Consider the following 2,535-nt stretch of genomic DNA (forward strand, 5'->3'; position numbering starts at 1 on the left):
CCGCCCCGCCGCCCCAGCCCGCCGAGGACGCCCGGCGGGCGGCAGCCCAGACGGCGGCCGGGGGCGGCCGGCGCACCCGGCGCCCCGGGCGGCGGACCGGCCCGCGGCGGGCAGCCGCCCGGCGGCGTACGGCGGCAGGCGCCGGTCAAGGCGTCCGCGCCCGTCCGCACGCCCGTACGGCGCGGGCGGTCCCGGTGGGCGACCCGGCTGGTGACGGCCGCGTCCGTGCTGGTGCTGGCGGCCGGGGGCATCGGGCACGCCATGCTCAGCAGCCTGGACACCGGGATCGGGCGGCTCGACCCGTTCAAGGACATGAAGAACCGCCCCGAGGGCGGCCACGGCACCAACATCCTCCTCGTCGGCACCGACGGCCGGGACAAGATCACCCAGACCGAGAAGGTCCGGTACCGGCTCGGCGGCGCGCCCTGCCGCTGCACCGACACGATCATGCTGGTGCACGTCTCGGCCGACCGGAAGCGGGCCAGCATGATCTCGCTGCCCCGGGACAGCTACGCCGAGCTGCCGCCGCACACCGACGCCACCACCGGCACGCAGCACCACAGCCACCCGGTGAAGCTGAACGCGGCCTACGCGGAGGGCGGCGCGGCGCTGACCGTGCGGACCGTCGAGCAGATGACCAAGGTGAAGATCGACCACTACCTGGAGGTCGACTTCACCAGCTTCATGCGGACCGTGGACGCGGTCGGCGGCGTCGAGATCTGCACCGCCAAGCCGATGCACGACACCCACACCGGGCTGCGGCTGACCCCCGGCACGCACAAGCTGGACGGCGGCCAGGCCCTTCAGTACGTCCGCTCCCGCCATGTCGACGGGGCCTCCGACCTGGGCCGGATGCAGCGCCAGCAGAAGTTCGTGGCCGCCCTGATCGACCAGGCCACCGACAGCGGGGTGCTGCTAAACCCCGTACGCTTCCGGGACGTGGCCACCGCCATGCTCGGCTCGGTGCGCGCCGACACCGGTTTCGGCAGCGACGAGATGCTGGCCCTGGCCAAGGCCATGCGCGGCTTCACCGCCGCCTCGTCCGAGTTCACCTCGGTGCCGGTGCTCGCCGGCGGATTCGCGGTCAAGGGCATCGGCTCCACGGTGAAGTGGGACGAGGCGAAGGCGAAGAAGCTGTTCGACGCCGTACGGGAGGACAAGCCGCTGGCCCCGCACCTGCCGCGCACCACCGCCGTACGCAGGAAGCTGGTGGAGGTCTCCCCGCAGCAGATCCGGGTGCAGGTCTACAACGGCACGCCGACCGCCGGCCTGGGCGCGAAGGTCGACACCGCGCTGAAGTCCACCGGCTTCCGCACCACCGGCGCCCCGGCGAACTGGCCGCGCCGGAACCTGGCCCGCACCATGGTCTTCTTCGACCCGCGCTGGGACCGCTCGGCCCGCTCGCTGGCCACCGCCCTGCCCGGCTGCGAGCTGCGCCCGGCGCCGGGCCTGGGTGCCACGCTGAAGGTGTCGGCGGGCGCGAACTACAGCGGGGTGCTGCCGGTGAAGGCGGAGAACGCCTACCAGGGCGAGTTCGGCGTGGTCACCGGAGACCAGGTCGTCTGCTCGTAGGACTCCCCCGGCGGGCTCAGTCCTCGAAGCCCTCGGCGGCGCGCTTCTCGCGCAGCTCCTTGATGGCCCGGCGGCGGGCGAGCCGGTGCGTGCGCCGGATCTGCGCCTCCTGGTAGCGGCGCTTGTCCCGCTCGGTCTCCGGCACCACCGGCGGTACGGGGCGGGGCTTGCCGTCCGCGTCCACGGCGGCGAAGACGAGGTACGCGCTGCCGACCTGGGTGGCCGGGGTGGACTCGTTCCACCGCTCGGCCATCACCCGCACCCCGACCTCCATGCTCGACCGGCCGGTCCAGTTGACCTGCGCCTTCACATGGACCAGGTCCCCGACCCGCACCGGCTCAAGGAAGACCATCTCGTCCATGGAGGCGGTGACGGCGGGCCCGCCGGAGTGCCGGCCCGCGACCGCCCCGGCGGCGTCGTCCACCAGCTTCATGATCACGCCGCCGTGCACCGTGCCGAGGAGGTTGGTGTCGCTGCCGGTCATGATGTGGCTGAGCGTGGTGCGCGACGCGGAGGTGGGCTTGGCCTCCGGGGCGCCCGGAACCGACGCCTCGGGCGTGACCTGGTCTGTCATACCGTCCACCTTATGCCGGGGTCCGCCCGGCCCCCGTCCCGATCGCGCCCCCTGTGCGCGGACTCACGCCGGCGGGGCTCGTCCGGGCGCCTTCCGGGACAGACCCGGCCTTATTTGCATCAGCTTCGCTACAGGCCCGCCCCGAACTCCCACCCGCTCTGTCACCCGACCGGACGCGGCCTGCACACTGTCGGAATGAATGACTGGCCAGAGGGACGGACCAACGACCGCGGCGCGGACCGCGGCCCGCGTTACGGCCGCGGCAGCGCCGGCGCGCAGCCGGAAGGCGCCCGGGTGATGCGGCACGTGCAGCGCCCCGGCGTCCCCCCGCAGGCACCGCCGCAGCCCGCTCCCGGCGGCGACGACGGGGTCCCCCCCCCATCCCCACC

At 74.0% G+C, this 2,535-nt stretch carries 2 protein-coding genes; one reads left to right on the forward strand and one right to left on the reverse strand.

Annotated elements, in window-relative coordinates:
* Positions 1-1,572, forward strand: a 1,572-nt coding sequence (locus C6N75_RS15655; protein WP_456340828.1) for an LCP family protein, incomplete at its 5' end; no start/stop codon positions are given.
* A gap of 16 nt (positions 1,573-1,588) precedes the next feature.
* Here the strand turns inward: C6N75_RS15655 and C6N75_RS15660 are convergent.
* A complete protein-coding gene (locus tag C6N75_RS15660) occupies positions 1,589-2,146 on the reverse strand; it encodes an acyl-CoA thioesterase (protein ID WP_105869523.1) in 558 nt (185 codons plus the stop codon).
* Positions 2,147-2,535: the final 389 nt, after the last annotated feature.

This window comes from Streptomyces solincola, assembly GCF_002982015.1.
Classification (GTDB): domain Bacteria; phylum Actinomycetota; class Actinomycetes; order Streptomycetales; family Streptomycetaceae; genus Streptomyces; species Streptomyces solincola.

What these genes read in the sequence shown, in the direction of transcription:
- C6N75_RS15660 (WP_105869523.1), bottom strand. Translation starts at nt 2,146, where the DNA reads ATGACAGACCAGGTCACGCCCGAGGCGTCGGTTCCGGGCGCCCCGGAG.